General features: G+C 70.7%; 21 protein-coding genes and 1 pseudogene. 9 read left to right on the top strand and 13 right to left on the bottom strand.

From position 1 onward, the window contains the following. Window positions 1–93 precede the first annotated feature (93 nt). A pseudogene (locus tag ACZ3IC_RS14600) lies at window positions 94–489 on the top strand (RNA-guided endonuclease InsQ/TnpB family protein); the annotation flags it as partial. 198 nt (window positions 490–687) lie between these two features. On the opposite strand, the gene ACZ3IC_RS14595 reads toward ACZ3IC_RS14600, so the two are convergent. From ACZ3IC_RS14595 to ACZ3IC_RS14585, 3 genes are read right to left on the bottom strand one after another with little or no spacing between them, the layout of a single operon-like run. Continuing rightward, on the bottom strand, window positions 688–1542 hold the full coding sequence (locus tag ACZ3IC_RS14595) for an ABC transporter ATP-binding protein (RefSeq protein ID WP_467416066.1): 855 nt from the start codon (window positions 1540–1542) through the stop codon (window positions 688–690). Next, entirely contained in the window at window positions 1539–2618 is a 1080-nt protein-coding gene (locus ACZ3IC_RS14590) for a FecCD family ABC transporter permease (protein WP_467416063.1), read from the bottom strand. Before ACZ3IC_RS14590 ends, ACZ3IC_RS14595 begins: the two co-directional genes overlap by 4 nt. Then, window positions 2615–3625, bottom strand: coding sequence for a FecCD family ABC transporter permease (locus tag ACZ3IC_RS14585; RefSeq protein ID WP_467416060.1), 1011 nt, complete (start codon window positions 3623–3625; stop codon window positions 2615–2617). The genes ACZ3IC_RS14590 and ACZ3IC_RS14585 overlap by 4 nt, the downstream gene beginning before the upstream one ends. 131 nt (window positions 3626–3756) lie before the next feature. On the opposite strand from ACZ3IC_RS14585, the gene ACZ3IC_RS14580 reads away from it, so the two are divergent. Both ACZ3IC_RS14580 and ACZ3IC_RS14575 read left to right on the top strand, forming a co-directional pair. Further along, window positions 3757–4383, top strand: coding sequence for an HAD family hydrolase (locus tag ACZ3IC_RS14580; protein WP_467416058.1), 627 nt, complete (start codon window positions 3757–3759; stop codon window positions 4381–4383). 229 nt (window positions 4384–4612) lie between these two features. Beyond that, window positions 4613–6571 (top strand): transglycosylase domain-containing protein, encoded by a 1959-nt coding sequence (locus ACZ3IC_RS14575; protein ID WP_467416055.1) that lies wholly within the window; start codon window positions 4613–4615, stop codon window positions 6569–6571. A 50-nt stretch (window positions 6572–6621) separates the two neighbouring features. Here ACZ3IC_RS14575 and ACZ3IC_RS14570 read toward each other — a convergent pair whose 3' ends face one another. Next, window positions 6622–7368: a class I SAM-dependent methyltransferase gene (locus ACZ3IC_RS14570; protein ID WP_467416054.1), complete on the bottom strand. Its 747-nt coding sequence runs from the start codon at window positions 7366–7368 to the stop codon at window positions 6622–6624. An 87-nt stretch (window positions 7369–7455) separates the two neighbouring features. Between ACZ3IC_RS14570 and ACZ3IC_RS14565 the strand changes: the two genes are divergently transcribed. Then, window positions 7456–7893: a DUF5753 domain-containing protein gene (locus tag ACZ3IC_RS14565; RefSeq protein WP_467416052.1), complete on the top strand. Its 438-nt coding sequence runs from the start codon at window positions 7456–7458 to the stop codon at window positions 7891–7893. An 11-nt stretch (window positions 7894–7904) separates the two neighbouring features. Next, window positions 7905–8096: a DUF397 domain-containing protein gene (locus ACZ3IC_RS14560; protein ID WP_467416049.1), complete on the top strand. Its 192-nt coding sequence runs from the start codon at window positions 7905–7907 to the stop codon at window positions 8094–8096. Here the strand turns inward: ACZ3IC_RS14560 and ACZ3IC_RS14555 are convergent. From ACZ3IC_RS14555 to ACZ3IC_RS14545, 3 genes are all read right to left on the bottom strand, one after another. Beyond that, entirely contained in the window at window positions 8071–8253 is a 183-nt protein-coding gene (locus ACZ3IC_RS14555) for a hypothetical protein (protein ID WP_467416046.1), read from the bottom strand. The genes ACZ3IC_RS14560 and ACZ3IC_RS14555 overlap by 26 nt on opposite strands. Before the next feature lie 188 nt (window positions 8254–8441). Then, window positions 8442–8693 carry a hypothetical protein gene (locus ACZ3IC_RS14550; RefSeq protein WP_467416043.1) on the bottom strand — a complete coding sequence of 84 codons (252 nt, stop codon included), beginning with the start codon at window positions 8691–8693 and terminating at the stop codon, window positions 8442–8444. A gap of 304 nt (window positions 8694–8997) precedes the next feature. After that, on the bottom strand, window positions 8998–9222 hold the full coding sequence (locus ACZ3IC_RS14545; protein WP_467416041.1) for a hypothetical protein: 225 nt from the start codon (window positions 9220–9222) through the stop codon (window positions 8998–9000). Between the two features lie 210 nt (window positions 9223–9432). Here ACZ3IC_RS14545 and ACZ3IC_RS14540 point away from each other — a divergent pair, with 210 nt between their 5' ends. Then, window positions 9433–9816, top strand: coding sequence for a cold-shock protein (locus ACZ3IC_RS14540; RefSeq protein ID WP_072485776.1), 384 nt, complete (start codon window positions 9433–9435; stop codon window positions 9814–9816). 13 nt (window positions 9817–9829) lie between these two features. Here the strand turns inward: ACZ3IC_RS14540 and ACZ3IC_RS14535 are convergent, their stop codons facing one another. The 4 genes from ACZ3IC_RS14535 to ACZ3IC_RS14520 are packed head-to-tail and all read right to left on the bottom strand — an operon-like array spanning window position 9830 to window position 13388. Continuing rightward, complete coding sequence (locus ACZ3IC_RS14535; RefSeq protein ID WP_467416038.1) at window positions 9830–10699, bottom strand: 1,4-dihydroxy-6-naphthoate synthase; 870 nt, start codon at window positions 10697–10699, stop codon at window positions 9830–9832. After that, on the bottom strand, window positions 10680–11432 hold the full coding sequence (locus tag ACZ3IC_RS14530; RefSeq protein ID WP_467416035.1) for a futalosine hydrolase: 753 nt from the start codon (window positions 11430–11432) through the stop codon (window positions 10680–10682). Before ACZ3IC_RS14530 ends, ACZ3IC_RS14535 begins: the two co-directional genes overlap by 20 nt. Window positions 11433–11462: 30 nt before the next feature. Then, the gene (locus ACZ3IC_RS14525; RefSeq protein ID WP_467416033.1) at window positions 11463–11942 is read right to left on the bottom strand and encodes a DUF2771 domain-containing protein; all 480 of its coding nucleotides are present in this window, start codon (window positions 11940–11942) and stop codon (window positions 11463–11465) included. A 27-nt stretch (window positions 11943–11969) separates the two neighbouring features. Next, window positions 11970–13388 (bottom strand): MFS transporter, encoded by a 1419-nt coding sequence (locus tag ACZ3IC_RS14520; RefSeq protein WP_467416030.1) that lies wholly within the window; start codon window positions 13386–13388, stop codon window positions 11970–11972. Window positions 13389–13821: 433 nt separating this feature from the next. On the opposite strand from ACZ3IC_RS14520, the gene ACZ3IC_RS14515 reads away from it, so the two are divergent. From ACZ3IC_RS14515 to ACZ3IC_RS14505, 3 genes are all read left to right on the top strand, one after another. Next, window positions 13822–14757, top strand: a complete 936-nt coding sequence (locus tag ACZ3IC_RS14515) for a DUF3027 domain-containing protein (RefSeq protein WP_467416028.1) — start codon at window positions 13822–13824, stop codon at window positions 14755–14757. A gap of 521 nt (window positions 14758–15278) precedes the next feature. After that, the gene (locus ACZ3IC_RS14510; RefSeq protein ID WP_467416107.1) at window positions 15279–18485 is read left to right on the top strand and encodes a sacsin N-terminal ATP-binding-like domain-containing protein; all 3207 of its coding nucleotides are present in this window, start codon (window positions 15279–15281) and stop codon (window positions 18483–18485) included. A gap of 227 nt (window positions 18486–18712) precedes the next feature. After that, window positions 18713–19594, top strand: coding sequence for a calcium-binding protein (locus ACZ3IC_RS14505; protein ID WP_467416025.1), 882 nt, complete (start codon window positions 18713–18715; stop codon window positions 19592–19594). 186 nt (window positions 19595–19780) lie between these two features. Here ACZ3IC_RS14505 and ACZ3IC_RS14500 read toward each other — a convergent pair whose 3' ends face one another. Further along, window positions 19781–22261, bottom strand: coding sequence for an HAD-IC family P-type ATPase (locus ACZ3IC_RS14500; RefSeq protein WP_467416022.1), 2481 nt, complete (start codon window positions 22259–22261; stop codon window positions 19781–19783). Window positions 22262–22675: 414 nt separating this feature from the next. Continuing rightward, on the bottom strand, window positions 22676–22999 hold the full coding sequence (locus ACZ3IC_RS14495; protein WP_467416020.1) for a DUF2530 domain-containing protein: 324 nt from the start codon (window positions 22997–22999) through the stop codon (window positions 22676–22678). Window positions 23000–23073 lie beyond the last annotated feature (74 nt).

The following is a 23073-nucleotide window of genomic DNA, read 5'->3' as shown; positions in this document are numbered from 1 at the left end:
AAGCCCCAGAGGCTTGCTTGAGCCGGATGCGGTGAAAGTCGCACGTCCGGTTCTGAGGGGGCCGGGGCGCAGCAATGCGCTCCGGCTACCCGACTCGCCGTGGAGGACCTGGCGGTGAAGGGGCTCGCCCGCACGCGCCTGGCCAAGTCCGTCCACGACGCCGGATGGTCGGCGTTCGTGAGCATGCTGGAGTACAAGGCCGCCCGGTACGGGCGGATCTTCATCCGGATCGGCCGCTTCGAGCCCACCAGTCAGGTGTGCTCGCAGTGCGGCGTGAAGGACGGCCCCAAGCCCCTGCACGTCCGCACCTGGACGTGCGGGGCGTGCGGGGCCGTCCTGGACCGGGACATCAACGCGGCGGTCAACGTCGCCAGGGCGGCCGGACTGGCCGTGTCAGCCCGTGGAGCGCTGGTAAGACCGGGACTCGTCCCGGCACCGCGCAGCGAAGCGGGAACCCACCCGACACCACAGCCTTCAACGGCACGGTAGACGGGAATCGCCGTCCTTCAGGGCGGCGAGGATGTCAACGCTGAGCGATTCTCATGGTGGTGGGCCCCGCTCCCTACTTCGTCGGATTCGTCACCGTCTTGGTCGTGCCCGCTTTCTCCGGGTCGCCGTACGTCGACGCGCCGGGCGACCGCCCCGGCGGGCGCCCACCCGGGCCGGGCCGGAAACCGGGACGCAGGTTCACGACGCCGGCGTGGCCTGCCAGGGAGCCCCCGGTACCACGAGCGGCGAACCCGTCACCGGGCACGGGACGATCACCGCGTCCAGGCCGAAGACCTCGCGTACGAGACCGGTGGTGACGATGTCCTTCGGGTGGCCCTCGGCGACGATCCGGCCCGCCTTCATGGCGACCAGATGGTCCGCGTACCGGGCGGCCTGGTTGAGGTCGTGCAGCACGGTCACCACGGTCCGGCCGCGGGTGCCGTCCGCCGCCGGGGCGGTGAGCCGGCGCACCAGGTCCAGGACCTCCACCTGGTGCGCGATGTCGAGGTACGTGGTCGGCTCGTCGAGCAGCAGCAGATCGGTCTCCTGGGCGAGCGCCATCGCGATCCAGACCCGCTGGCGCTGCCCGCCGGACAGTTCGTCCACCGACCGGTCGCCGAGCGCGGTGATGTCCGTACGCTCCATGGCGTCCGTCACCGCCCGCTCGTCCTCCTCCGACCACTGCTGCCACCAGTGCTGATGCGGCTGGCGGCCGCGGGCGACGAGGTCGGAGACGGTGATCGCCTCGGGGGCCACCGGGGTTTGTGGCAGCAACCCGATCGACTGGGCGATCTTTCGCGTGGGGATCTTCGACAGCTCGGTGCCGTCCAGGAGCACGGCCCCGCCGCGCGGCTTGAGAAGCCGGCCGAGCGCGCGCAGGGTGGTCGACTTGCCGCAGGCGTTCGGGCCGACGATCACGGTGACCCGGCCGTCGGGAACGGCGAGGTCCAGCTCATGGACGACGGTGCGGTCCTCGTACGAGAGCGTCAACTCCTGCACGGTGAGCCGGCTGGTCGCGGTCGCCGCGGTGTCGGACGTACGGGTCGAGCTCATGCAGTGCCTCCACTACGGCCGCGACGGCCACCGTGACCGCGGATGATCAGCCAGATCAGATACGGGGCGCCGACCGCCGCCGTCAGAACGCCCACCGGCAGCTCGGTGGGCGAGAAGAGCCTGCGCGCCAGCAGATCCGCGAAGACCACGATCACCGCACCGAGCAGCGCTGAGCAGAACAGCGGAATCTGCGCGGTGCGGGTCATCCGGCGGGCGATCTGCGGGGCGAGCAGCGCCACGAAGTCGACAGGACCGGCCGTCCCGGTCGCCACGGACGCCAGGATCACACCGAGGGTGACGAGCCCCAGCCGTACCCGTCCCAGACGCACCCCGAGGGCCGTCGCGGTGTCGTCGTCCATCGAGACGGTGCGCTGGGCCCGGGCGGCCCACAGGACGGCCGGCAGGAGGATGAGCAGCGTCCAGCCGATCGGCGCGGCCTCGGCCCAGCCGCGGCCGTTGAGCGAGCCGGACATCCAGACCTGCGCCTGCTGGGCGACCAGGTAGTCGCCCTTCGTCAGGAACAGCGTGGTGACCGACCGCAGCGCGATGGCGATGCCGATGCCGATGAGGACGAAGCGGGTGGCGTGCAGCCCGCCGCGCCAGGCGAAGACGTAGACGAGCGCCGCCGCGGCCATCCCGCCGAGCACGGACAGGTACGGCAGCACGGTGTACGAGGTGATGCCGAAGGTCATCGCGCCGACCGTGAGCGCGCTCGCCCCCTGGCTGATGCCGATGATGTCGGGGCTGGCCAGCGGATTGCGGGCGACGGTCTGGATCAGCGCACCGGCGATCCCGAACGCCGCGCCGACCAGCAGCCCCACGACCATCCGTGGCAGCCGCAGCGTGCCGACGACCAGCTCGTCCGGGGACGGCTGTCCCAGGATCACCTTCACGACCTCACCGGGCGCGACGAAGCTCTCGCCGACGCAGAGGTAGGCGACACAGACGGCGGCCAGCGAGGCGACGAGGACGGCGGCGACGACGGCCGACCGCCGGTGCAGCAGGAACCGGCCCCGCGCCCCGATCCGTACGACGTGGTACCCGGCGGGCCTTACCCGGACAGTGGTGTCGTTCATGCGGGCACCGCCTTCCGGCGTACCAGTGCGACCAGGAACGGAACGCCGATCAGCGCGGTCATCACGCCCGCCGGGACCTCGCTCGGCGGGAAGAGGACGCGGCCTATGACATCGGAGACGAGCAGCATGACGGGCCCGATCAGTGCCGCCATCGGCAGCACCCAGCGGTGGTCGTTGCCGACGATCGCGCGGGCGATGTGCGGGACGGCGAGTCCGATGAACGCGATCGGGCCGGCCGCCGCGACGCCGGCACCGATCAGCACGGTGGCCCCGATGCCGCCGACGATCCGTACCGTCGCGACGTTCTGGCCGAGCCCCTTCGCCACGTCCTCGCCGAGCGCCAGCGCATCGAGCCCGCGGGCGACGGACAGCACGAGCACGGTCCCGATCAGCATGAACGGCCAGATCTGCTGGACCACTTCGACCTCTCGCCCGGCGATCGAGCCGGCCTGCCAGAAGCGGAACTCGTCCAGCGCGGACGCCTTGGTCGTCAGTACCGCCGTCGTCACCGCCACCAGCAGTGCGTTGATCGCGGCGCCGCCCAGCGCGAGTTTTACGGGGGTGGCGCCCCCGCGTCCGCTGGAGGCGATGGCGTACACGGCGACGGAGGCGATCGCGGCCCCCGCGAAAGCGAACCACACGTACCCCGTCAGGGTGTGGATCCCGCCGTACGCGATGGCCAGCACCACGCCCGCCGACGCGCCCTGGCTGATGCCGAGGATGCCGGGGTCGGCGATGGGGTTACGGGTGATGCCCTGGAGCACCGTGCCGGCGAGGGCCAGTGCCGCGCCGACCATCAGCCCGATCAGGGTGCGCGGCACCCGCAAGTTCCGGACGACTTCGGCGGAGTTGGAGTGCCCGCCGTGCAGCAGGGCGTCGAACACCTCGGACGGGGGTATGGAGCGGGCCCCCACGGCCAGGCTGAGAAGTACCGCCACCAGCAGCGCCGCGACGGCCGCCGCCGTCGCGAGTGCGCGTCTGGTGCGGCGTGGTGCGGCGGCTGACATCGGACCCAATCGAAAGACGAAGCAAAGTTAGGCTTGGCTAAGTCTAAGCACCCCCGATTTCGAGCCCGAGGCCCGTACCGGGACGGGTGTGACGTTCCGGTGCCGTGTCCGGCCCGGCGACAATGGACTCCATGCCCTCGCGCCCCCTGACGGTCGGCTTCGACCTCGACATGACGCTCATCGACACCCGACCCGGCATCAAGGCCGCCTACCTGGCGCTTTCTTCCGAGACAGGCACGCCGATCGACACGGATCTGGTGGTGAGCAGGCTCGGCCCGCCGGTCGACGACGAGCTGCGGAACTGGTTTCCGGCCGATGTGGTGGCCGCCACCGCCGACCGCTACCGCGAGATCTATCCCACACACGCCATCGTCCCGAGCCCCGCGCTGCCGGGTGCCCGGGAGTCGGTCGCGGCGATCCGTGAACGGGGCGGCCGGGCGATAGTCGTGACGGCCAAGCACCTGCCGAACGCCGAGCTGCACCTGGCGCACCTCGGGATCGAGCCGGATGCGGTGATCGGCGGTCTGTGGGCGGAGGCCAAGGGGGAGGCGCTGCGCGAGCACGGGGCCGGTGTGTACGTGGGCGACCACACCGGCGACGTACGGGGCGCCCGCACGGCCGGGGCGCTGTCGGTGGCGGTCACCACGGGCCCGTGCGACGCGCAGGAGCTCCGGGCGGCGGGAGCGGATGTCGTCCTGTCGACGCTGGCGGAGTTCCCGTCCTGGCTGGACGGGTACCTGGACGGGGACGCGGCGTAGGGCCTTCGGAGGGGGCGGATTCACTGAGCGCCGGGCGACCATGCCCCCGGACGCTCCCGCGGCGGGCTGACGACCCCGATCCACCTGGCTGCCGACGGCCGCTGTACTTCGTCCTCGGTTCGCCACCCGTGTCGGACGGGGCTCCGAGACAACCCGATCGCGATCCGGAACATCTCCTCTCACAAGCCCGCACCGCACCGGTGCGGGACGGTGAACGAGGAGCCGGAACATGGCCCGACGCCCCATCCGCCCGATCCGCCTTCGCAGGCTTCGTGTCGACTACCCCCGCCGGGGGAGAAGCAACTGGCGCCGCTGGGTCCCATCGTGGCGGCAGGCGCTGAGCGGGATCCTGCTCGGATCCGGAGCGCTGGCCGGGCTGTTCGCCGTGGTCTACGCATCCGTCGACATCCCGGACGAGAACGCCGAGGCGCGCAGGCAGGGCACCGTCTACTACTGGGCGGACGGCAGCCAGATGGTGAGCGTGGGCGCGGTCGATCGGCAGAACGTCACGCTCGCCGGCATACCCGATTCGGTGGAGCACGCGGTCATCGCCGCCGAGAACGAGACCTTTTACTCCGACTTGGGGGTATCGGCGAAGGGGATCGCCCGCGCGGCCGTCAGCATGGTCAAAGGCGGTGAGACCCAGGGCGGCTCCACCATCACCCAGCAGTACGTGAAGAACACCTATCTCAGCCAGGAGCAGTCGGCCACCCGGAAGTTCAAGGAGTTCTTCATCTCGCTGAAGCTGAGCAACAAGCGGAGCAAGGAGGAGATCCTTCAGGGATATCTGAACACCAGTTGGTTCGGCCGCGGCGCCTACGGCATCCAGGCAGCGGCGCACGCGTATTACGGAATCCCCGCGAAGGACCTCGACCCCAGCCAGGCGGCGCTGCTCGCTTCCCTGCTCAAGGGGGCGGAGCAGTACGACCCCGCAGGCGGCAAAGGCAACCACGAACGCGCCGTCGACCGCTGGGAGTGGATCCTCGACCGGCAGGTGGAGACCGGCACGATGACGAAGGCCGAGCGGGCCGCGTACCAGAAGTTCCCCGAACCGAGGCCGGCCGCCAAGCCGACCAGTCTCGGCGGCCAGACCGGCTATCTCGTCGACATCGCCAACAAGTACATCAAGAAGCGCTCGGGCCTCACCGACAAGGACCTCTTCCGGGGCGGCTACCGGGTGCACACCACCTTCGACAAGGCCAGGGTGGGGCAGCTTGAACGGGCCGTGCGGAGCGTGCGCAAGCGCGACCTCGACCCCAAGAAGCGCCCCGAGGACAAGTACGTCGAGGTCGGCGCCGCATCCGTGCGGTCCGACGGGGCCGTGGTCGCGGTGTACGGCGGAGCCGACGCGGTCACCCACTTCGCCAACAACGCCGACACCGCGGGCGTTCCCGTCGGCTCGGCCTTCAAGCCCTTCGTGCTGGCAGCGGCCCTTCAGCACGGCGACGGGATCACCCTGGACAGCGGCTACGACAGTGAGGGGCGTTTGATCAAGGACGGCCCGTACGCGGCACCTCCCGCCCCGCCGGGTGCCGGTCCCGGCCAGGTGATGGTCACGGCGCCGACGCCCCTGCGCGATGCGCTGATCAAGTCGTCCAACGCCACCTTCACTCTGCTCGGCAAGGACATCGGGCTGAAGAAGGTGAAGGAACTGGCGGTATCGGCCGGGCTGCACAAGGAGAGCCTGGCCCGTTTGGACAAGTCCTTTCCCCTCGGCACGTCCACACCGAGCGCGGTCAGGATGGCGGACGCGTACACCGCCTTCAGTAACGAAGGTATGAGGGCCGATCCCTACTCGGTGACCAGGATGACCCGGGACGGCGAGGCGGTCGAGGGCTTCGGGGAGCCCGAGCCGCGGCGCGCGATGGACGCCTCGGTGGCCAACGATGTGAACAACACCCTGGGGATGGTGGCCTGGACGCGGCTGAATCAGGACGGGAAGTTCGGCACGTTCGCCAGGACCAAGGCTGCCGACGACCTCTCGGCGGGCGCGACCGGCGAGGACGACCGGATGAAGTCGGCCTGGTTCATCGGCCACAGCAAGGGGCTGACCACGGCAGTCACGATGTTCCGCAGCAAGCCGGGTACCCCTCAACTGCTGGGAATGCAGGGCGTGGGCGGACCTGATTCGGAACGCGGCAATGTCTTCCCGCTCCGGATCTGGAGCGCCTACGCCATGGGGACGTAGGCCCACCCGCGTACGCGATCCGCGAAGGCCGTCAACGTGTCGCAGTGCCGTCAACAGGTGGCGACAGCCAAGCTGACCACGTAGTGCTCCTCGACCATCCGGTTCGGGAAGACCTCGACCAGGAGGTCGCGCTCCTTGGCAATAAAGGTGTTCGTCGCCTCCTTGCCGAGGACGAGGAAGTCGGAGTAGCTGGCGAGGTTGGCGAGATGCATGTCGAGAGGAACGCTTCGGGTCCACGGCACGTGCCGGTGGATGAAGCCGAACTCGGGCGGCAGTCCGCGGAATCGGGCCATGGGGTCGTGAGGGGTGTCATCGGCACCGAAAAGTCGGCGCAAGCGCGCGTCCTGGTCGGCGATCCACGGAATGGTGCTGTCCGAGTCGTTCCACCAGAGGGCAAGTGCACCACCGGTGCGCAGGACTCGGAGAGCTTCCGGGACGGATTTGCCCTGGTCGGTCCAGTGCCAGGCTTGGGCGTATGTGAGGACGTCGATGGAGGCGGAGGCCAGCGGCAGGTGGTTGCCGTCTCCGATCACAAGGGGGACCTCGGGCAGGCTGAGACGGAACTGAGAGGCCATCCCGGGGCCGGGCTCGACCGCGATGACGTTCGCACCGCGGTCCCGGAGAAGCATCGTCGCCAGTCCGGTGCCGGCCCCGACGTCGGCGACGCGGGCGCCCTCCAAGGGGAAGCCGGTGAGTTCCTCGACCGCGTCGAGCAGTTCGGACGGGTATGAAGGACGGTTCGCAGCGTAGCTGGCGGCATCCGTGTCGAACGAGCGGGCCTGCGAAGTGATGGTCATACGAACATTGTTGACGGCTGCAGGTACTTGGTGCCGTACTTTTATGCTCTTCCCCCGACGGTAAGTAGTCACCGGGAACGTCGGCGGATGCACCAGCGTGAGGCTCGCCGCCCACGTGAGGGCGGCGAACGGCGTGAGCACGACGAGAAGACGGCCGGGGCCGAGGCGATCCCGTACCAGGCACTCATTCATGAGGCCGCGCTGCGTACCGAAGTCGGCGGTCCGAAGACGGCACGGTCGCAACTGCAGCATCTCCTCGACATGAGCGAGCGGGACCACATCACCATCCAGGTCATCCCGTTCAAGGCCGGAGCCATCCCCGGCTCCGGCCAGTCCATCTACTACGCGTATGGCCCGGTCCCCGAGCTCGACACGGTCCACCTCGACCAGTCCCACGGCCTCGCGTTCCTCGATGCGGACACACAGCTTCGGAACTACCGGACCCTGTTCAGCAGAATCGAGGACGCGGCGCTGTCGCCGGAAGGCACCCGGGATCTCATCCACCACATCAGCCAGCACCTGTGAGGAGAGCATTCATGCCCACGTACGACCACTGGCAGAAGTCGTCCTACTGCGCCCAAGGGGACTCGTGCATCCACGTTGCCGCGCGTAACAGCACGATCGATCTCACCGAGAGCAGCGACCCCGCTGGGGCGATACTCCGCACCACGCCCGCTGCCTGGGCCGCCCTCGTACGTGCCGTCAAGGAGAGTCACCGCCATGGCTGACCCCCGCATCCCCGCCGACCTCACCTGGATCCGCGCCGCCCCCGAGGGCGAGGAGGGCCCCGGCCCCTGGAACGAGGCCGCAGTCGGCGACGGCGTCGGGCCCCAGTGTGAGGCTGAGGGGTACGGGCGGCGGCTCGTAGTGGGCCGGGGTGGTCACATCCGCCGCGCCTCAGTCCACCACACGGGCGACTCCGCGTGCACGCTCGACCCGAGCAACCGGTCCGCCTCACCCGGGACGTGGAGGTGCCTGGGTGCTTCGACCGACACAGTTCCTGTCCAGCAGCGGTGTACAGCTGAATGACGGACCCACCTGCCTTGGGTGGGCGCCCTCTGCTGCGCGAGTGTTCAGGCGGCCATGACGATGACGGGCAGGAGGAAGCCGAACAGCCCAGTGCACAGTCCCAGGGTGCAGGAGCGGCGAGAGGTTCCGGCGAAGAAGCCGATGGTCGCGAGGGTGACCGCCAGGGCGCCGAAGATGACGGGGATGCCGCCTCCTATGTAGCCGGCGGTTAAGGAAGTGAGGCAGGCGAGGATGCCGAGGGCGGACGAGGCGCCGCCGTAGAGCGACGCGGGGCTGTCGGTTTGTCCGGTGGACATTTCACTGCCCTTCTCTGCGGGGCTGCTACGCGGGAGCGGTATCCCGTGAGTCCCATCCTGGCAGTGCGGAGGGCCGCCTGCTGAGCAGTCAGGGATTTGCGGTGCTGCGGACGTCTTCGAGTCGTACGGCGGTGGTCGACCGTTCGATGACTGACCAGGGCATCACCACCGCGACTGGGACCTTCTCCGAAGCTGGTCGCCACCAAGACGGCCAGCGGCAAGGACCCGTCCGGACCTGGCCCCGCGCCGAAGACCGGGACCCGTCCGGCGCGAGGCCGAAACGGCCCGCCGGACGACCCCGGCATCACCGCTTCGGCGCCCCCGCCCGTACCGACCGCACCACGCCCGCCGCGGCGATCAGGAAGCCCACGCCCATCAGCATGCACAGCGACCACGCGATGGGCGGAAGCGGAGTGGTTCCGAGGAACAGCGGGGCCATCGTGACCAGCGTGGCCAGTGCTCCGATGAAGAAGACGATCGCGCCGATCCGGACGAGCCGGTCACCTGCGCCGGAAGAAGTAGTGCTCACCCCGCCAGGGTAGTTCCCGACACCGACGGCCCATCCTGCGGCCCGCGACGCGCAAGACAGGCACCGTTTCTGGACAGCAGTCCGGATGACCAGGCTTGACGAGGGGTACTCCACCTGGGGAGGCTTCTGCCAGCAGGGGAGCACAACCACTGGATAGCCTGACCTGCTGAGGCTTTGTTCCGGCATATGGGTTGAGATGGGGTGCGTGCTTTGCCGACTGGCAAGGTCAAGTGGTTCAACAGTGAGAAGGGCTTCGGCTTTCTCTCCCGCGACGACGGCGGTGACGTCTTTGTGCACTCTTCGGTGCTTCCCGACGGCGTCGACGCACTCAAGCCCGGCCAGCGCGTCGAATTCGGCGTCGTCGCAGGTCAGCGCGGTGACCAGGCGCTCTCGGTGGCGATCTTGGACCCGACCCCGTCCGTCGCGGCCGCGCAGCGCCGCAAGCCGGACGAGCTCGCGTCCATCGTGCAGGACCTGACCACCCTGCTGGAGAACATCACGCCGATGCTGGAGCGCGGCCGCTATCCCGACAAGGCGGCCGGCAAGAAGATCGGCGGCCTGCTGCGCGCGGTCGCCGACCAGCTGGACGTGTAGGTCCGGGCGGATCTCAGACGAACGACAGCGCATCCGGGCCGAGGGGCGGTACCAGCCCCTCGGCCGCCGCGCGGGTCAGCAGTCCGCGGATCGCCGCGTAGCCGTCCTCGCCGAGGTCGGCGGTGAACTCGTTGACGTACAGCCCGATGTGCTGGTCCGCCACGGCCGGGTCCATCTCCTGGGCGTGCTCCAGCACGTAGGGCCGTGACGCCTGAGGGTCGTCCCAGGCCATCCGTACCGAGCTGCGCACCGACTCGGCGAGCAGCTTCAGCATGTCCGCGCCCAGGGACCGCTTGGCGATGATCGCGCCGAGCGGGATCGGCAGCCCGGTCGTCTCCTCCCAGTGCCGGCCCATGTCGGCGAGGTTGTGCAGCCCGTAGTTCTGGTACGTGAAACGGGCCTCGTGGATGACGAGACCGGCGTCCACCTTCCCGTCGCGCACGGCGGGCATGATCTCGTCGAACGGCATGACGACGATCTCGCCGACCCCGCCCGGCACCACTTCCGCCGCCCAGAGCCGGAACAGCAGATACGCGGTGGAGCGCTCACTCGGCACGGCGACGGTCTTCCCCGTCAGGTCCGTGCCCGCCTCCTTCGTGAGGACGAGCGGTCCGCAGCCCCGCCCCAGCGCCCCGCCGCACGGCAGCAGCGCGTACTCGTCCAGCACCCAGGGCAGCACCGCGTACGAGACCTTGAGCACGTCGAGTTCGCCGTGCTCGGCCATGCCGTTGGTGATGTCGATGTCGGCGAAGGTGACATCGATGGCGGGCGCGCCGGGGACCCTTCCGTGCGCCCAGGCGTCGAAGACGAAGGTGTCGTTCGGGCAGGGCGAGAAAGCGATGTTCAACGGGCTGTGGAACGGCTTACGCGTCGTGTCGGTCATGGTGGGTCCAACCTTCCAGTACGGGTGCGAGCTTCCCGAACGCCCCAGTGAGCGCGGCCAGCGCGTCGCCGATGCGCCAGGCGTCCCGGTCGCGCGGGCCGACCGCGTTCGAGACCGCCCTCAGTTCCAGCACCGGTACGCCCGTCCGCTCGGCGGCCTCGGCGACACCGAAGCCCTCCATGGCCTCGGCGGCGGCCTGCGGATGCGCGGCGACCAGGGCGGCGGCGCGTTCGGCGCTGCCGGTCACGGTGGAGACGGTGAGGATCTCGCCGGTGAGCGCACCGGTGGCGGCGGCCACGTCCCGGACCAGCGCGGGCGAGGGCGTGAACCGGTCGCGGCCGAAGCCCAGACCGGTGACGGGCACGAAACCCTCGGGCGTCTCGGCGCCCAGATCGGCGGCGACGATGCCGCTAGCGACGACGAGCGAGCCGACCGGAGCGACGGGCACGAACCCGCCGCCGATGCCGGCCGAGACGACGAGGTCGTACGGGGCGGAGGGGGACGGGCCGGGCGGCATGGCCGCGGCGGCAAGACCGAAAGCCGTCGCGGCGGCCGCGGCGGCCGGTCCGGCGCCGCCCGCGAGCACGTCGACGACGTCGGAGCCACCGGGGCCGGCCACGCGGTGCACCTCGGCGCCGGGCACCTTGTGCACGGTCACGTCCGCAGCGTCTCCGAACGCGCGCGTGACCGCGTCCCGTTCTGCTGGGACAGCGGTCACGACGAGCACATGCACGGGGGAGGATCCTCCGGGGTCAGGAGGGGGTCAGGAGACCTTCTTCAGCTCGAACTGCCAGACGCCGGTGAGCTCCTTGCCCTTCGTCTCCACGATGCTGATCTGCGTCTTGTTCGTGGTCTCGCCGGTCTGGCTGGCGAAGAAGGCGCTGCCCGGGATGGACCGGTAGGTCTTCTTGTACGGCTCCTGCTCGGCCTGCTGGCCGTTGATGAACAGGGTCCAGCCGTTGTCCGCGATCTCCGGGTCGACACCGAAGCGGACCTTGTCGTCCATGGCGACCTCGACGGACTTCTCCGCCTTCTTGTTGAGGCAGTCCTGGATGTCGGACGTTTTGAGGGCATCGCCGTCGTTGTAGCAGGACGCCTCGGTGCTCACCGTGTTGCTGCCGACCGTTACGGTCGCGAGCGGCGTCGGCTTGCTGCAGGCGGAGAGGACAAGGAGTCCTGCGGACACGGCACCAAGAGCGACGCCGATTCGGCGGCCCTTACCGGAGAAGAACGCAACGGTCATGGGCCGAAGGTTATCGGTCGCTCCGGCTCATGCCACGCGGGGGTGCGGCGAGCCGCGCCGCGCGGCGCTCAGCAGACCCCGTACGGACGTGGCGGCACCCACGGTGAGGATGCCTGCGGCGACCGACATGCCCAGTACGCCGTTGAGGGGGAGGACGATGCCGATACCGCCACCGATCACCCACGCCATCTGGAGCACGGTCTCGGACCGGGCGAACGCGGATGTCCGTACCTCTTCGGGCACGTCGCGCTGGATCATCGCGTCCAGCGAGAGTTTCGACAGGGCTTGTGTGAAGCCCGCCGTCGCGCCGAGCGCGGCGACCATGACCGTGCTGAAGAAGAGCGCCGAGAGCACGGCGACGCCCAGGGCCAGGGCCAGCACCGAGACGACGATCACCTCCGGGCCGCGGGCCCGGAGCCAGGAGCCGACCGCCGTGCCGAGCGCGTTGCCCACACCGGCCGCCACGCCGACGATGCCGAGCGAGACGGCGGCGCTCTGCCCGGCGAGTGGCTGCTCGCGCAGCAGGAACGCCAGGAAGAAGATCAGGAAGCCGGAGAGCGCGCGGTGCGCGGTGTTGGCCTGGAGTCCGTTCAGTACGGATGGCCCCACGGACCGCAGCCCGGGCCGTTTCTCGCCGTTCTTCTCCCGTCCCTTCGTCCTCCCGTTCCCCCTTCCTTTCGCTTCGGGCCGGAGGGACGTCACGCCGTGCGGTGGCACCAGCTGGGCCTTGCGCTCACCCTTCGCGGAGTCGACCTTGTGCGGAAGCGTGAAGGCGAGGACGGTTCCCCCGATGAAGATCGTGCACGCGCCGTACAGCGGCCAGGCGGGCCCGATGGTCTGGAGCCCCGCCCCGATCGGGGCGGCGACACCGGTCGCCAGGAGCCCGGCCAGGGTGACCCGGGAATTCGCCTTCACCAGGGAGAAGCGGGGTGGCAGCAGGCGCGGCACGACCGCGCTGCGTACGACTCCGTACGCCTTCGAGCAGACCAGGACGCCCAGCGCGGCCGGATACAGCTCCAAACCGCCGGTGGCGACCGCGCCCGACATGGTGAGCGCGAGCACCGCACGGGCCAGCATCGCGGCGGCCATCGCGGCGCGGCGGCCGTGCGGCAGATGGTCGAGGAGCGGGCCGATCACGGGCGCGAGGAGGGCGAAGGGCGCCATGGTGATGGCGAGGTAGAGGGCGACGCGGCCTCGGGCCTCGTCCGTCGGTACGGAGAAGAAAACCGTCGAGGCGAGCGCAATCGTGATCATCACATCGCCCGCGCCGTTCACGGCGTGCAGTTCGATCAGCTTGCCGAGCCCGGACTCCCCGGCGCCGTGGGCGTGCGTCGCCTTCCGGATGCCTTTCGCGGTGCCGGTGAACGGGGTGTGGAGGGCATGACCGATCGTCCGGCCCGTCCTGCGGAGCGGGCCGGAATCCTTGTGCGACCTGGCGGAAGTCACTTCGTCATAGTGCCCCAGCCATGGCGGTCACGAACCGGGATCGGTAGGGGGCACGGTGCACTCCGCCCTGTCGGGCCAGTGACCGGCCCGGTCCGGGCGCGGCCGGCCCCGGGCAGTCCGGCCGGCGATGGTGAGGGCTCCGAGGCGTTCTTCACACGGGGCGCGGCGCCGGATACGGCTTTGTTTGGGACGGGCAGGTGGGCGGGGGGCGGCAGAGAGGGTAGCGTGCGTAGCGCGCCACCGGCGGTTGTTCTCGGCCGCGCGCCTATCGGCGATCCCGCAGAATGGGTAGCAGAAGGTGCGCCTGAGGCAGGCACAACGGGTGTGGACGTCGACGCGGCCCCCAGGTCCGCTCCGCCCGCAACTGTGATAGCCGAAATCGATGGATGTGCTGGCGCGCTCGTGAGACTGGCGTAGGAGAGAAGCGAGACCTGTGAGTGCTGCGACGACGCGAAGCCGTACGGCCCGTACCCCTGTCCCCGACCGTCTGTGCGCCGAGGCCGTAGACCTCGCCCGCGCGGCGGCCGAGGAAGCAGCCGCGCCCGGGGTCGTCGGTGAGCATGTGGCCGTGGTCTCCGAGGGAGACCGGGTCGTCACGCACTTCTTCGAGTGCGAGGAGCCCGGCTACCGGGGCTGGCGCTGGGCGGTGACCGTCGCCCGGGCGTCCCGCGCGAAGAACGTCACCCTTGACGAGACGGTTCTGCTGCCCGGCAGCGACGCGCTCCTCGCCCCTGAGTGGGTGCCGTGGAGCGAGCGGCTGCGCCCCGGGGACATGGGGCCCGGCGATCTGCTGCCCACCGAGGCGGACGACATCCGCCTGGAGCCCGGCTACACCGGCGAGGACGAGCCGCCGCCGAACTCCGCGGTCTCCGAGGTGTCGCAGGAGATGGCCGATCTCGTCGACGCGGAGGACGCGGAGCTGACGACGCGTCCCGCGACGGCGAGCCGGGGCTCGATCGCGGCGCTCGCGGACGAGCTCGGTATGCGCAGGGCCCGGGTGCTGTCGCGGTACGGGCTGCATACGGCGGCCGACCGGTGGGACGAGGCGTTCGGTGCGAAGACGCCGATGGCTCAGGCGGCTCCGGCGTCGTGTGTCACCTGCGCGTTCCTCGTGCCGTTGGCGGGTTCGCTGAAGCAGGCGTTCGGGGTGTGCGCGAACGAGTTCGGTCCGGCGGACGGGCATGTGGTGTCGCTGTCGTACGGGTGCGGTGGGCATTCGGAGGCGGCGGTGATGCCGAAGCCGCCGAAGCCGACGCCGCATGCGCTGGACACGATGCAGGTGGACGAGTATCCGTTGCGCCCGGCCCGGGACTCCGGCTCGGTCCCGGCGGAACCGGACGGCCCGACGGAGGACCTCGGCCACTCGTGACGGGGCCGGGGCCTCCCCGGCGCACCCGCTCACGGAGCGCGCGGGCCTGTCTGGCGTACGGCTTTGTCCTCAAGCACCGGACGGGTTTAGGTCAGCGTGCGGGCCTGCCTGGCGTACGGCTTTGTCCTCAAGCACCGGACGGGTTTGGATCAGTGTGCGGGCCCACCCGGCGAACGGTTTCGTCCTCAAGCGCCGGACGGGTTTTGGTCAGCGTGCGGGTCCACCCGGCGAACGGATTTGTCCTCAAGGGCCGGACGGGCTTGATGGTGCCGCCCGGGAAATTTCAGCTTGCCCGGGCACACCCCACCCGCACGGTCAGCCCCAGCCCGTCCCCGGCCACCCCCAGCCCGTCCGGCGATTGAGGACGGAACCGGGGCCCCGGTCGGCGGGGGCGGACGCGGCGCCCGCTGCGTGGAGCACCGCTCACGGCACCCCGTCCGGCGAGATGACCCGGTACCTTCAAGCGCACACTGGCGGCACGGGTAATGCGTAACCGGAAAGAGCGGAGTCAGAGCGTGAGCATGAATGCGACCGAGGGGGCCGATCCGTTCGGGACCGCACGGCTGCGGCGTGGCGTGCTCGACGCCTGGGGCGCCGGCCCCGCCAGATTCCGCGAGGACGCCAATGCCGAGGAGGACCTCGCGCTCGGCGGCTACCGCGACCGCCTCGTCGTCGAGCTGGCCCAGAACGCCGCCGATGCCGCCGCCCGCGCCCAGGTCCCCGGCCGGCTCCGCCTCACCCTGCACCCGGCGACCGCGGACGCCCCCGCCGTCCTCGCCGCCGCCAACACCGGCGCGCCCCTCGACGCGACCGGCGTGGAGTCGCTCTCCACCCTGCGCGCCTCCGCGAAACGGGAGGGTCACGAGGGGGCCGTCGGCAGGTTCGGCGTCGGGTTCGCCGCGGTGCTCGCGGTGAGCGACGAGCCCGCCGTCGTCGGCCGGCACGGCGGCGTCCGCTGGTCCCTCGCCGAGGCCCGCGACCTTGCCGCGCGTGCGGCCGTCGCCAGCCCCGGCCTCGGCGACGAGCTCCGTCGCCGCGACGGCCACGTACCGCTGCTGCGGCTCCCGCTGCCCGCCGAGGGCACCGCACCCGACGGGTACGACACCGTCGTCGTCCTCCCGCTGCGCGACGGCGGCGCGGAAGACCTCGTCGTCCGGCTGCTCGACGCGGTCGACGACGCGCTCCTGCTCACCCTGCGCGGCCTCGACGAGATCGTGATCGAAACCCCGGACGCCGTACGGACGTTGCGCCGCTCGCAGCACGGCCCGTACACCCACATCGAGGACTCCGCACACGGTACGCACCGCTGGCGCACCGTCGCCCACCACGGCCCCGTCACGCCCGCCCTGCTTGCCGACCGGCCCCGCGAGGAACGGCTGCGCCCCCACTGGTCGGTCACCTGGGCGGTCCCGGTGGACGCGGAGGGCGCCCCGGTGCGCCCCCGTACCGCCTCCGTCGTCCACGCGCCGACCCCCACCGACGAACCCCTCGGCATCCCCGCACTGCTCATCGCGTCGCTGCCGCTCGACACCACCCGCCGCCACCACGCGCCGGGACCGCTCACGGACTTCCTGGTGCAGCGCGCGGCCGACGCGTACGCCGAACTGCTCGCCGACTGGCAGCCGGTGTCCATCGACACCATCGACCTCGTCCCCGGACCGCTCGGCAAGGGCGAACTGGACGGCGCCCTGCGCGGCGCGATCCTGGAACGGCTGCCGCGCGTCGCCTTCCTGGAGCCCGCCGCCCCGCGCGGCGCCATCACCGAGACGCACCGGTGGGACACCTGGGACGCGGAGGCGGACGGTATCCGCGAGACGACCACCACCGCGCTGCGGCCCATCGAGGCCGAGGTGCTGGAGGGCGTCGGTGCCGAGACCGTACGGGTGCTTGCCGAGGTCCTGCCGTGTCTGCTGCCCGCCGGACTGGAGCGCCGCAGCGAACTGCGCACCCTTGGTATCGGCCGCGTCCCGCTGACCGAGGCGATCGACCGTCTCGCCGGTCTGGAGCGCGACCCCGGCTGGTGGCGGCGGCTGTACGACAGCCTGTCCGGCATCGACCCGGACCGTCTCTCCGGCCTGCCCGTCCCGCTCGCCGGTGCGCCGGAGGCACCGGACTCCGAGGTCACGGCCGCCCCCCGCACCACCATCGGCCCACGCCAGGTCCTTCTTCCGCTCCCCGACGCGCTCACCGGGCCCGTTCTGGAACGCCTCGCCCGACTCGGACTGAAGGTCGCGCACCCGGACGCCGCCCATCCGCTGCTGGAGAAGCTGGGCGCTCTGCCCGCCACGCCGCGCGCCGTGCTGACGACCCCTCAGGTGCGGGCCGCCGTCGCCGGATCGCTGGACGCGGGCGAGATCTGGGACGAGGACGCGCTGGACGCGGACGAGCTCGCCGAGACCGTCCTCACCCTCGTGCGGGACGCCGAACTGGCACCCGGCGACGAACCCTGGCTCGGCGCGCTCGCCCTCCCCGACGAGGACGGCGAGCCCGCACCCGCCGGTGAACTCGTGCTGCCCGGCAGCCCGTTCGCGGCCATCATGCGGCAAGGCGAACTCGCCCTCTGTAGCGAGGAGTTGACCGATCGCTGGGGCGTGCAGCCGCTCACCGCCTGCGGGGTGCTCGCCACCTTCGCCCTGGTGCGGGCCACCGATGTCGTCCTGGACCCGGACGAACTGGAGCCCCGTGAGGGCGACTTCGCCGAACCCGACGACGCCGGACTTCTCGACGCCGTGGACGTGTGGTGCGAGGACATCCTCGACCAGCTGCCGGACACCCCCGTGCCGCCGGTCGCCACCGAACTCGTCGCCGTCCGCGACCTGGACCTCGTCGACGACGACGCCTGGCCGCAGGCGCTCGCCCTGCTCGCCCAGCCGCCGCTGCGCGACGCGCTGACCCAGCCGGTGCGGGTGCTGCTGCCCGACGGCACGACGCGGTCCGTCCGCCCGTACACGGCCTGGTGGCTGCGTGACCATCCCGTACTCGACGGCCGCCGTCCGGCCGGTCTGCGGGCGGCGTCCGGCGACCCGCGGTTGGCCGGACTGTACGACTCCGCCGACGCGACCGGGTTCGACGATGCCCAGGTGCTGCGCGCCCTCGGCGTACGGACGTCCGTGACCGCGCTCCTCGACGAGCCGGGTGGTGCCGCCGAACTCCTCGGCCGGCTCGCGGACGAGGACCGTGAGGTCGGCCCCGTACAACTGCACTCCCTGTACACGGCCCTGGCCGATCTCGACCCGGAACAGGTCACGCTCCCCGACGAGTTGCGGGCCGTGGTCGACGGCGAAGTGCGGGTCGTCGACGCGGCGGACGCCGTGATCGCGGACGCCCCGGATCTGCTGCCGCTCACCGGAGGACTCCCGTTGCTCCCGGTCGCCCCGGCACGCGCGGCCGATCTGGCCGAGCTGTTCCAGGTGCGCAGGCTCGGCGAGAGCGTCGAGGCGGAGGTGACGACGGAGGGCGAGGAGCACCGGGTGCCGGACTCGGTACGGATCCTGCTCGGCGCCGGAACCCCGGACGCGTACATCGAGCACGGCGAACTGCGTGCGGGCGGCGTCGATCTGGACTGGCGCCGCACCCCCGACGGGACGGTGCACGCCGCCACACTGGAAGGCGTCGCGGCGGGCCTGGCATGGGCGGCGGGGCAGTGGCCGCGCCGCTTCGAGGTCGCGGCGCTGCTGGAGGACCCGTCCCGTACGGAGGAGCTGGCCCGGGACCGCTGGTTCGACTGAGAGCCTGTCGGGTGACCTCTGATCGGGCGATCGAAGGTCACCCGACAGGCTCCGAGACGAGGAGCCCCCGGCCACGGAAGGGGGATCTTCACAAGAAATTCAGCTGGCGTACAACCCTTCACCTGTGTCGCAGGTCTGGTCTTTCGAGTCAGCAGACTCACAGACCGAACGAGCCCCGTCCGGGTCGCACCACATACTCGCGGGGCCTTTCTCCACTGGGGAAACACATGCGCATTCGTGCCACTGTCGCTGCCGTTACCGGCGCCCTGGCTCTGTCCGCCCTGGCCGTCCCGGCCGCCCACGCGGATGGCCGGTCCGCTGCGGACCTGCACAAGCCGACGTCGGCCGCCGAGGTCTTCGGCACCACCGCCAAGGGTTCGTCGAAGGCCGCCGCGGCCACCACCGCGGCCACGGCGGAACCCGTCATTTCCAAGGTCGTCGTCAACGGCGGCAAGGACGTCGTCCTCGGCACCACCGCCTTGAAGACGATCTCCATCTCGCTCACCGCGTCGCACCCGGACGGTGTCGTCGACGCCTACGCCGACCTGTGGCACGGCACGGACCCGTCCTCGGAGGACACCATCGACGGGGCCATCCTGCCGAACGACGAGGCGACGTGCACCAAGGTCAACACGACGACCTCGACCTGCAAGCTGACGTTCACGATCGACCCGCGCTACCACCTGTGGAAGAACTCCCTGGCCGGCACCTGGCACGTCTCCGCGGGTGCCCTCGCCGGTAACTACACCGACGTCGCCTACACCGACTTCTACAGCACCGCCCGCGTGCAGCGGCTGTCGAGGCTGACGGTCAATGCCGCTCCGGAGCCCGTGAGGAAGGGCGGGACGATCACGGCCACGGGCAAGCTGTCGCGGGCGAACTGGGAGGACTACCAGTACCACGGCTACGTCGGCCAGTCGGTGAAGCTCCAGTTCCGCAAGAAGACCAGCAGCACCTACACTACGGTCAAGACGATCAAGACGAACAGCACCGGCAACCTGAAGACGACGGTCACGGCGTCGGTCGACGGTTACTGGCGCTACAGCTTCGCCGGTACGTCCACCACCCCGGCCATCACGACCGCGGGCGACTTCGTCGACGTGCGGTAGTTCCTCCGTACGCATAAGCACCACCACGCACCACTCCGGGCCGTGTCCGGGGGACGGATTCCGTCCTCCCGGGCACGGCCCGTTCGCGTCCCGTACCACCAGTTCGTCGAGTGAAGTAAGCAGGGGCATGAAGCAGCCGCACGACCAAGCAGCCGCACGACGAAGCAGCCGCACGACGACGAGGAACTACGCCGGGAAGCGGCGGCCGACCAGCCGCCAGGCGTACTCCAGGCCGACCGCCGCCACCGCCGCGATCCCCACCGCGGCCCACGGCATCGTCGTTCCCACCAGCTTCAGGGCGAAGAAGTCCTGCAGCCACGGCACCACCAGCACGATCAGGAACGCCAGCCCCATCGCCGCCACCAGGCAGATCCGCCACCAGGTGTACGGGCGGGCGATGATCACCAGCACCCACATCGAGACCAGGAAGAGCGTGAGCGTGGCCGCGCTGGTCTCCGCGCCCAGCTCGCCCGGACCGGAGTAGTGATCCCGGGCGATCAGATACGTCACGAAGGTGGCGGCGGCCGCGATGACGCCCGACGGGATCGCGTACCGCATGACACGGCGCACGAAGTGCGGATGTGCCCGTTCCTTGTTGGGGGCGAGGGCGAGGAAGAACGCCGGGACGCCGATCGTCAGCGTCGACAGCAGGGTCAGATGGCGCGGCAGGAACGGGTAGTCGACCTGGAAGCAGACCACCAGGATCGCCAGCAGCACCGAGTAGACGGTCTTGGTGAGGAACAGGGTGGCGACCCGGGTGATGTTGCCGATCACCCGGCGGCCCTCGGCGACGACGGACGGCAGTGTCGCGAAGCTGTTGTTGAGCAGCACGATCTGGGCGACGGCCCGCGTCGCCTCGGAGCCCGAACCCATGGAGACGCCGATGTCGGCGTCTTTCAGCGCCAGTACGTCGTTGACGCCGTCGCCGGTCATCGCGACGGTGTGGCCGCGGGACTGGAGGGCTGCGACCATGTCCCGCTTCTGCTGCGGGGTGACCCGGCCGAAGACCGCGTTCTCCTCCATGGCCGTGGCCATGTCGTCCGGGTCGGTGGGCAGCGTGCGCGCGTCCAGGGTGTTTTCGGCGCCCGGCAGGCCGAGCTTTCCGGCGACCGCGCCGACGGAGACCGCGTTGTCGCCGGAGATGACCTTCGCGGCGACCTGCTGGTCGGCGAAGTAGGCCAGGGTCTCCCCGGCGTCCGCCCGCAGCCGCTGCTCCAGGACGACCAGTGCGCTGGGTACGGCTCCGGCGGCGATGTCCGGCCCTTCGAGCTCGCCCTGTGCGCGGGCCAGCAGGAGCACCCGCAGCCCCTGCTCGTTGAGCTGCTCGATCTCGGTGAGCGCGGGGTCCCGGTCGGGCAGCAGCACATCGGGGGCGCCGAGCAGCCAGGCCGACGCCCGGCCGCCGCCCTCGTCGAACGCGGCGCCGCTGTACTTGCGGGCCGAGGAGAACGGCAGCGCCTGCGTACACCGCCACCGCTCGCCGTCCGGGTAGGCGTCGACGATGGCCTGGAGGCTGGCGTTGGGCCGGGGGTCGGACGCGCCGAGGGCGCCCAGCACGCGGTGCAGGTACGTGTCGTCCGCACCGTTCAGTGCCCGCACCTCGGTGACATCCATGCCGCCCTCGGTGAGGGTGCCGGTCTTGTCCAGACAGACGATGTCGACGCGGGCCAGTCCCTCGATGGCGGGGAGTTCCTGCACCAGGCACTGCTTGCGGCCGAGCCGTACGACCCCGATGGCGAAGGCGACCGAGGTGAGCAGCACCAGGCCCTCGGGGATCATCGGGACGATGCCGCCGACGGTCCGGGCGACCGACTCCTGGACATTGTTGCTCTCGACGACGAGCTGGCTGATGATCAGGCCGATCGAGGTCGGCACCATCATCCAGGTGACGTACTTGAGGATGGTGGAGATGCCGGTGCGCAGCTCGGACTGGACGAGAGTGAAGCGGGACGCCTCCTCGGCGAGCTGTGCGGCGTAGGCCTCGCGGCCGACCTTGGTGGCGGCGAACGAGCCGCCGCCCGCGACGACGAAGCTGCCGGACATCACGGGGTCCCCGGGCTGCTTCAGCACCGGGTCCGCCTCGCCGGTGAGGAGCGACTCGTCGATCTCCAGGCTGTCGGCCTCGGCGACCGTGCCGTCCACGACGACCTTGTCGCCGGGGCCCAGTTCGACGAGATCGCCGAGGACGATCTCGGAGGTGGAGATCTCGGCCGAGACGCCGTCGCGCCGCACCGTGGGTTTGGCCTCGCCGATGACCGCGAGGCTGTCGAGGGTCTTCTTGGCCCGCCACTCCTGGATGATGCCGATGCCGGTGTTGGCGATGATCACGAAGCCGAAGAGGCTGTCCTGGATCGGCGCGACGGACAGCATGATCAGCCAGAGCACGCCGATGATCAGGTTGAACCGGGTGAAGACGTTGGCGCGGACGATCTCGGTGACGGAACGGGACGAGCGGACGGGTACGTCGTTGACCTCACCGCGGGCGATCCGCTCGGCCACCTCGGCCGCGGTCAGCCCACGGGTGTTCACGGCCGCGGTCGGCAGCTTCATCGGGTGGACCGGATCGAGCTCGGACCCGGCGTCGATCAAGGCCGGCCCGGGACGGTCGAAGGGGCCGGATGCCTCAGGGGTCTGCTCGTCGAAGGAGTGGGTTGCCCGCTGCGTCATGGATCCGACGGTACGGGTGGATCGCCCGATTCACCCATCGGGGGTCCGAAGATCAGACCGGGGGAGGAGAGGAACGGTCCTGCGGCGGTGCGAGGCCCCGGCACCGCATGGCGTCGGCGTCTCGCGCTCCGGGGGTGCCGCATGGTGTCGGCGTTTCGTGCTCCGGGGGTGCCGCATGGTGTCGGCGTTTCGTGCTCCGGGGGTGCCGCATGGTGTCGGCGTCTTGCGCTCCGGGGGTGCCGCATGGTGTCGGTGGTTCTTGCGCTCCGGGGGTGCCGCACGGTGCCGGTGGTTCTTGCGCACCGGAGGCGCCACATGGCGTCGGCGCCTCGCGCTCCAGTAGCGCCGCATGGTGTCGGCGCCTCGCGCCTCGGGGCCCCGCGCGCCTCGGGGCCCCGCGGGCGCCGTAAGGCGTCAGGCCGTGGCGCCCGAGGTGCCCTCGGTGTCCGTACCGGTGCCGGATGCCGAAGCCCCGGCCGACTTCTCGGCGGCCCCGGCCGCCGTCCGCTTGATCGCCGCGTCGCGCCCCCGCACGTACCAGATGCCGATCAGGCCGAGTCCCGCACCGGCCAGACAGGTCCACACCCACCACAGATGCCCGTGGTCGTCGAACCAGCCGTAGAACGGGAGCTGGACCAGGAAGAGGACGAACCAGAGGATCGTGCCGCCCGTGATGGTGGCGACGACGGGCCCCTCCAGGGGTTCGGGTGCCTCGTGCTTCGGTGTCCACTTCGCCATGACCTCAGTGTATGGGGCCTCCTGTGGACCCCTTCCGTACCCCGTAAAGACGGCATACACAGAGGCCGTCGGGC

It is taken from the genome of Streptomyces sp. NPDC002958, assembly GCF_055563255.1.
This window is presented reverse-complemented; position numbering and strand designations above follow the sequence as displayed.

What these genes read in the sequence shown, in the direction of transcription:
- ACZ3IC_RS14575 (WP_467416055.1), top strand. Translation starts at nt 4,613, where the DNA reads ATGGCCCGACGCCCCATCCGCCCGATCCGCCTTCGCAGGCTTCGTGTC.
- ACZ3IC_RS14500 (WP_467416022.1), bottom strand. Translation starts at nt 22,261, where the DNA reads ATGACGCAGCGGGCAACCCACTCCTTCGACGAGCAGACCCCTGAGGCA.
- ACZ3IC_RS14560 (WP_467416049.1), top strand. Translation starts at nt 7,905, where the DNA reads ATGCCCACGTACGACCACTGGCAGAAGTCGTCCTACTGCGCCCAAGGG.
- ACZ3IC_RS14565 (WP_467416052.1), top strand. Translation starts at nt 7,456, where the DNA reads ATGCACCAGCGTGAGGCTCGCCGCCCACGTGAGGGCGGCGAACGGCGT.
- ACZ3IC_RS14505 (WP_467416025.1), top strand. Translation starts at nt 18,713, where the DNA reads ATGCGCATTCGTGCCACTGTCGCTGCCGTTACCGGCGCCCTGGCTCTG.
- ACZ3IC_RS14550 (WP_467416043.1), bottom strand. Translation starts at nt 8,693, where the DNA reads ATGTCCACCGGACAAACCGACAGCCCCGCGTCGCTCTACGGCGGCGCC.
- ACZ3IC_RS14570 (WP_467416054.1), bottom strand. Translation starts at nt 7,368, where the DNA reads ATGACCATCACTTCGCAGGCCCGCTCGTTCGACACGGATGCCGCCAGC.
- ACZ3IC_RS14585 (WP_467416060.1), bottom strand. Translation starts at nt 3,625, where the DNA reads ATGTCAGCCGCCGCACCACGCCGCACCAGACGCGCACTCGCGACGGCG.
- ACZ3IC_RS14495 (WP_467416020.1), bottom strand. Translation starts at nt 22,999, where the DNA reads ATGGCGAAGTGGACACCGAAGCACGAGGCACCCGAACCCCTGGAGGGG.
- ACZ3IC_RS14510 (WP_467416107.1), top strand. Translation starts at nt 15,279, where the DNA reads ATGAATGCGACCGAGGGGGCCGATCCGTTCGGGACCGCACGGCTGCGG.
- ACZ3IC_RS14535 (WP_467416038.1), bottom strand. Translation starts at nt 10,699, where the DNA reads ATGACCGACACGACGCGTAAGCCGTTCCACAGCCCGTTGAACATCGCT.
- ACZ3IC_RS14595 (WP_467416066.1), bottom strand. Translation starts at nt 1,542, where the DNA reads ATGAGCTCGACCCGTACGTCCGACACCGCGGCGACCGCGACCAGCCGG.
- ACZ3IC_RS14525 (WP_467416033.1), bottom strand. Translation starts at nt 11,942, where the DNA reads ATGACCGTTGCGTTCTTCTCCGGTAAGGGCCGCCGAATCGGCGTCGCT.
- ACZ3IC_RS14590 (WP_467416063.1), bottom strand. Translation starts at nt 2,618, where the DNA reads ATGAACGACACCACTGTCCGGGTAAGGCCCGCCGGGTACCACGTCGTA.
- ACZ3IC_RS14580 (WP_467416058.1), top strand. Translation starts at nt 3,757, where the DNA reads ATGCCCTCGCGCCCCCTGACGGTCGGCTTCGACCTCGACATGACGCTC.